This window comes from Candidatus Thiothrix phosphatis, from assembly GCF_035668035.1.
In the GTDB taxonomy this organism is placed as follows: domain Bacteria; phylum Pseudomonadota; class Gammaproteobacteria; order Thiotrichales; family Thiotrichaceae; genus Thiothrix; species Thiothrix phosphatis.
Window position 1 is genome coordinate 1 of sequence record NZ_JAYMYJ010000010.1, and the last position, 4,669, is coordinate 4,669.

Consider the following 4,669-nt stretch of genomic DNA (forward strand, 5'->3'; position numbering starts at 1 on the left):
TACTTGTCTCGCCAGCACCTGAAGCGACCAAGACCCCGAAACACATATAGAGCCACTTAGAATATTTAGTACAGTCAGCGCAGACAGAAGACCATACGGTTTTATGCGCCTCATAGCGTTTCATGATTGTACTAAAAGTTGTAACAAAATAATTCTTGTATCTCTTAAGATATTTAGTACAATGGTTACATGATTTGAGACACTTTTAATACGACATGGCACACATGCCACAAACAAGGGGCAATCAGCATGAAAATCGGATATGCAAGGGTAAGCACCACAGGCCAGGACTACGAAACTCAGCTCACCAAATTGCAGGCAGAGGGCTGTGAAAAGATTTTCTCCGAAAAGCAGTCTGGCAAGTCAGCAGACAACCGGGCAGAACTGCAACGGGCGCTAGAGTTTTGCCGTGATGGTGACGTGCTGGTGATTACCAAGCTTGACCGGCTTGCCCGCAGCATGGGCGACCTTTGGGCGATTGTCCGTAACCTGGAAAGCAAAGGGGTAGGGTTCAAGGTGCTGGATCAGGCAGGCATGGACACCACCACCCCGACCGGCAAGCTGATGTTCAATATCTTGGGGAGCATTGCCGAGTTTGAGCGCGACCTTATCAACGCTAGGACAGCAGAGGGCAGGCAGGCAGCCAAGGCTAAGGGCGTGAAGTTCGGACGGAAAGAGAAGCTCACCAGTGAACAAGTGGAAGCCCTGCAAGCTGATGTGAAGGTGGGCATCCTCAGTATGCAGGCCATCGGCGACAAGTACGGCATTGCGCGGAACAGCGTTTACCGACTGGCGGGAAGTAAGGACACTGCATAAGAACCCATTGGGTAAGTGAATGCCGAGGAGCCGGGAGAGATACCCGGCTTTTTTGTGCCTGCCTGATTTGTTGTAATTGTTGTAACTATGTTGTAAGAGAATTACAACGCATCAAAGCTAGGCTGTATAAGGATTAGAGGTGTATATATTGTTGTTGTTGTAATTGTTGTAACTTTTTTCTTTCTTCTGCATTCGCCAGAAATCTGGTTAATTTTTAGTCCGGTACTGATTACGGTATCCGCCACGGGCTGAAAAGGTTAAGCCTTTTGGTAACAGGCTAATAGCGGGTTTAACCTATCCCCTTCACCGGCACACTTCATCCTTCCCCATCCCCTTGTTCTTGACAGGCTGTCAAGCAGCCGTGTCATTAGGGCAGGCTTCCCCGGATTATAAAATTACCCGCAAACTGGGTATTCCCCGGATGCAACAAAACATTCGACAGAATAAGGTTGGCATCATTATTCGGGCCACTCTGGATGGTTTTCCCATCCATATCTCAGTACAGGACATAACCATCACTGATAGCCACAGTCGAAGGGCACAACAATGTCCGTAGCCGATCCCACATCTGGGGTTGCAGCGTTTGTTTCATGCAAAGGTTTTGCAGGAGGCTCATTATGGGTTTCAGGGTCTTGGCAAAAAGTCCGCCGAATACAATGATAGTTAAACCTTCATTATCAATGGGATATACTTGTCTCGCCAGCACCTGAAGCGACCAAGACCCCGAAACACATATAGAGCCATGGCCGGAATATCTGGCCTTGGCTTGATAAGGAGAGACATATGAAAACATTGGCTATTATCGGTGCATCAGCGGGGGCAGGGCTGGAGTGTGTGCGTATTGCATTGGAACGTGGTCATCAGGTCACTACCTTGTCACGCTCCGTTGTCAGTCTGCCTGCCCATTCCAGACTCAACGCCATTCAGGGCAGCGCCACCAAACTGGACGACTTGCAACGTGCGTGCACAGGTGCTGATGCGGTTTTGATAACGCTGGGCACTGGCATGGATCGTAAGCCGACCACACTCTACACCGATTTCGGCCAAGCCCTGCTGCAAATGCAGGAGAGATTGGGAGCAACTCCCATCCAGATACTGACTGGGTTTGGTGCGGGCGATAGCGCTGCGTACCAGGGGGTAATTGCCAAAATGCTGTTCCGTCTGCTTCTGAAGGCAGTGTTGACAACAAAACTGAACTGGAGCGCATGGTGGAAAGCAGCCGTTTGAACTGGAGTCTGGTGCGCCCCGGATTGTTAACCAATGGTGCTTCCGATACCATGCCCCGGATACAAACTACCTATCACTCTGGTATGAAAGTGGGTAGCGTCAGCCGTAAAGCGGTTGCGCGGTTTATGGTGGAACAGGCAGAGAATCCGGGTTTTCTACATCAGAAACCTGCCCTCTCCGCACCTTGAGGGCAAAGAGAAATTTTGCGGACAAGACTACTTCTTGCGTTGTTTGGGCTTGCCGGTCGGTTTTGGTTTGTTATTTGCTCCCATCTGTGGCCTCGGCGGCAAGCCAGTATGCTGCGTCAGCATCTTCTTCCCAGCCTGTTGTTTGTTCAATGGCTGAGGAATGCAGTAAGGTGAACTGCCCAACGTGTGTAGATAGCCATGCTGATAAGGGGAGGTTGGGAGGGGCTTCTTCAAGTGGCATCATTTGAATAATTGTATATACGATTTTCTATGTTAAGTATATACTTTCGCTATTGCTTACTAACACAACAGTGAGGCAGTCATGGCAACCGCACGAGTCTTCAAAAGTGGTAACTCACAGGCAGTCCGTATCCCCCGCGAGTTCATGCTGGATGTAAACGAAGTCGAGATATTCCGCCGTGGCGATGAGTTGGTATTACGTCAGCCGCGCCGTACCTTGCAGGCGGCTTTTGACTTGCTGGCAAGCATGCCGGTGGATTTCATGCAGGATGGGCGTAATGACTCTGTTCCGCAGGAACGCGAAGCATGGATTTGACTTGGCTGCTGGATACCAATATCTGCATTTACATTGCCAAACACCGCCCACCGGAAGTTGCCCGCCGTTTTGCCGAACTGGAAGTAGGTCAGGTCGGTATGTCAGTGGTGACTTACGGCGAACTGCATAATGGTGCAATGAAAAGCCAACAGCGTGAAATAGCGCTGGATAAACTGGAAGGTTTGACCGGGCTGATCCCTGTCCTGCCAATGGCGGAAAGCGTGGGGCAACAGTACGGCAAAATCCGCAGTCATCTGGAGCAGTCAGGTACACCTATTGGTAATAATGATGGCTCTATATGTGTTTCGGGGTCTTGGTCGCTTCAGGTGCTGGCGAGACAAGTATATCCCATTGATAATGAAGGTTTAACTATCATTGTCTTCGGCGGACTTTTTGCCAAGACCCTGAAACCCATAATGAGCCTTCTAAGTTATAGTACAAACAAAAAACGAACATAGCGGGCATAAAAAACCGGGTCAATGCCCGGTCGTGGTGGTCGGCCTGCGGCTTCGGAACTCGGCAAGGCAGATATGCCACGCTTGCCACTCGGCCTGCTGGCGGGGTAACCCGCTGTCGTGTTCCATGATTGCGGCTCGCTCCTCGAATGCTTCAAGCCACACATCCGGCTCGATGCCGTGGGGGATTGCCGCGCGCTGGTCGATTGGTTTGCTCATGATGCCCTTCCCCTCTGTTCAAGTAGCCACTGGGTTGCAAGCAAGCTTGCCTGACTGCCGTTGTGCTTGTCCGGGTGGCAAAGGTGGATAAGGCGTTTCAGCATGTCCGCCGGGATTGCCGCGCCAGTGTTGCCGGTCACTGCCGGTGTGGGCTGGTTTCCGTTGGCCTTGTCGTATAGCCATTGGGGAACAGAGAGGCGCAACCACTCCCCTTTTGCCGGGTAGCCTTCCAGGATCGTGCTGTATTTGCGGGAGTACCACGCCTCGGCTCCGGTGCTGCCATCTTCCAGCAGGATCGACTTGTTTGTGACGGCTTGAACGTGGCCGGTGACTGTTACGGCATTCATCACGCCACCAGCCTTAGCAGCTTGCCTTTGCTGTTGCCCGTCGCGTCGAACTCCTCAGACTCGCCCACAATGCCCTTTTGGATCAGCCTGTTGATTGTCTGGCTTATCGCCGCCGATGGCTTCACGGCCTCGCTGAACGGCTTGTGCCGGTGGCGGGCTTGCTGTACCTGCCGACGTGTTGCAGATTTCTTCTCGCCAAGGTAGGCAATAACGCAATCCTCTTCCGCATCCGTGCCGACCACGCCAATTGTGAACAGCAAGCTCAGCGTGTAGTCCAGCATGTCTTCCATGATACCGATAGCCGCTTCAATAAATCGGGAATCAATCAACCCAATGGGGCATTCATACAGGCAAGCCAGCAGCGCCGCCAGCTTCATGATGTGCATGTCCACCTTGGACGCTACGCCGCGCATGGTGGCTGTGCTGTACTTGCCGCCGTCTGCGAGGTGCGGTTCAATTTCATTGCGGAACAAGTAGATTTTGTGCCAGTCGCTGGCACTGATCCGGTATGCAGGCAGGTCTTCAAAGTCCTGCGGCTGTTCAATCGCCAGTTTCGCCACCGCGCCCACAATGCGGTTATAAACGTTCTGGCTGTATTCCTGCGGGTAGTGCTGCCGGGTGTGGTCGCGTGTCCCCTGCTGTGTCGGCTCGTTTATCATCAGGAAACGTTCAGCCATGCCGGTATTCTCCGACTTTGCAAGGATCGTCTCGATTGCTGCCGGTTGCGCAAAGCAGGTGATGGAACCGACAACATTTCCCGTGTAGGTTTTTCTGCCAACGCTGGAACGGCTGCTGGAATGATATTCCCAGGGCGACCGCATATAAATTCTCACGCAAATAAGACCTTGGCGCGGTAGGCAT

General features: G+C 52.1%; 8 protein-coding genes. 5 read left to right on the forward strand and 3 right to left on the reverse strand.

Annotated elements, in window-relative coordinates; translation table 11 throughout:
• Positions 1–249 precede the first annotated feature (249 nt).
• The 5 genes from VSS37_RS00845 (at position 250) to VSS37_RS00860 (ending at position 3,245) form a co-directional block, all read left to right on the forward strand.
• On the forward strand, positions 250–816 hold the full coding sequence (locus VSS37_RS00845; RefSeq protein WP_324692706.1) for a recombinase family protein: 567 nt from the start codon (positions 250–252) through the stop codon (positions 814–816).
• Positions 817–1,599: 783 nt separating this feature from the next.
• On the forward strand, positions 1,600–2,043 hold the full coding sequence (locus tag VSS37_RS00850) for an NAD(P)-dependent oxidoreductase (RefSeq protein ID WP_324692707.1): 444 nt from the start codon (positions 1,600–1,602) through the stop codon (positions 2,041–2,043).
• Positions 2,022–2,231 carry an NAD(P)H-binding protein gene (locus tag VSS37_RS21765; RefSeq protein ID WP_375339112.1) on the forward strand — a complete coding sequence of 70 codons (210 nt, stop codon included), beginning with the start codon at positions 2,022–2,024 and terminating at the stop codon, positions 2,229–2,231. The genes VSS37_RS00850 and VSS37_RS21765 overlap by 22 nt, the downstream gene beginning before the upstream one ends.
• A gap of 322 nt (positions 2,232–2,553) precedes the next feature.
• Positions 2,554–2,787, forward strand: a complete 234-nt coding sequence (locus VSS37_RS00855) for an antitoxin (RefSeq protein WP_324692708.1) — start codon at positions 2,554–2,556, stop codon at positions 2,785–2,787.
• Positions 2,778–3,245 carry a PIN domain-containing protein gene (locus VSS37_RS00860; RefSeq protein WP_324692709.1) on the forward strand — a complete coding sequence of 156 codons (468 nt, stop codon included), beginning with the start codon at positions 2,778–2,780 and terminating at the stop codon, positions 3,243–3,245. Before VSS37_RS00855 ends, VSS37_RS00860 begins: the two co-directional genes overlap by 10 nt.
• A gap of 18 nt (positions 3,246–3,263) precedes the next feature.
• Here VSS37_RS00860 and VSS37_RS00865 read toward each other — a convergent pair whose 3' ends face one another.
• The 3 genes from VSS37_RS00865 to VSS37_RS00875 are packed head-to-tail and all read right to left on the reverse strand — an operon-like array spanning position 3,264 to position 4,629.
• Positions 3,264–3,461 (reverse strand): hypothetical protein, encoded by a 198-nt coding sequence (locus VSS37_RS00865; protein WP_324692710.1) that lies wholly within the window; start codon positions 3,459–3,461, stop codon positions 3,264–3,266.
• Positions 3,458–3,808, reverse strand: coding sequence for a hypothetical protein (locus VSS37_RS00870; protein WP_324692711.1), 351 nt, complete (start codon positions 3,806–3,808; stop codon positions 3,458–3,460). The genes VSS37_RS00865 and VSS37_RS00870 overlap by 4 nt, the downstream gene beginning before the upstream one ends.
• Positions 3,808–4,629: a DUF3987 domain-containing protein gene (locus VSS37_RS00875; RefSeq protein ID WP_324692712.1), complete on the reverse strand. Its 822-nt coding sequence runs from the start codon at positions 4,627–4,629 to the stop codon at positions 3,808–3,810. Before VSS37_RS00875 ends, VSS37_RS00870 begins: the two co-directional genes overlap by 1 nt.
• Positions 4,630–4,669 lie beyond the last annotated feature (40 nt).

Excerpts from the sequence above, each read along its gene's own strand:
- VSS37_RS00845 (WP_324692706.1), top strand. The coding sequence starts at position 250 with ATGAAAATCGGATATGCAAGGGTAAGCACCACAGGCCAGGACTACGAA.
- VSS37_RS00850 (WP_324692707.1), top strand. The coding sequence starts at position 1,600 with ATGAAAACATTGGCTATTATCGGTGCATCAGCGGGGGCAGGGCTGGAG.
- VSS37_RS21765 (WP_375339112.1), top strand. The coding sequence starts at position 2,022 with ATGGTGGAAAGCAGCCGTTTGAACTGGAGTCTGGTGCGCCCCGGATTG.
- VSS37_RS00855 (WP_324692708.1), top strand. The coding sequence starts at position 2,554 with ATGGCAACCGCACGAGTCTTCAAAAGTGGTAACTCACAGGCAGTCCGT.
- VSS37_RS00860 (WP_324692709.1), top strand. The coding sequence starts at position 2,778 with ATGGATTTGACTTGGCTGCTGGATACCAATATCTGCATTTACATTGCC.
- VSS37_RS00865 (WP_324692710.1), bottom strand. The coding sequence starts at position 3,461 with ATGAGCAAACCAATCGACCAGCGCGCGGCAATCCCCCACGGCATCGAG.
- VSS37_RS00870 (WP_324692711.1), bottom strand. The coding sequence starts at position 3,808 with ATGAATGCCGTAACAGTCACCGGCCACGTTCAAGCCGTCACAAACAAG.
- VSS37_RS00875 (WP_324692712.1), bottom strand. The coding sequence starts at position 4,629 with ATGCGGTCGCCCTGGGAATATCATTCCAGCAGCCGTTCCAGCGTTGGC.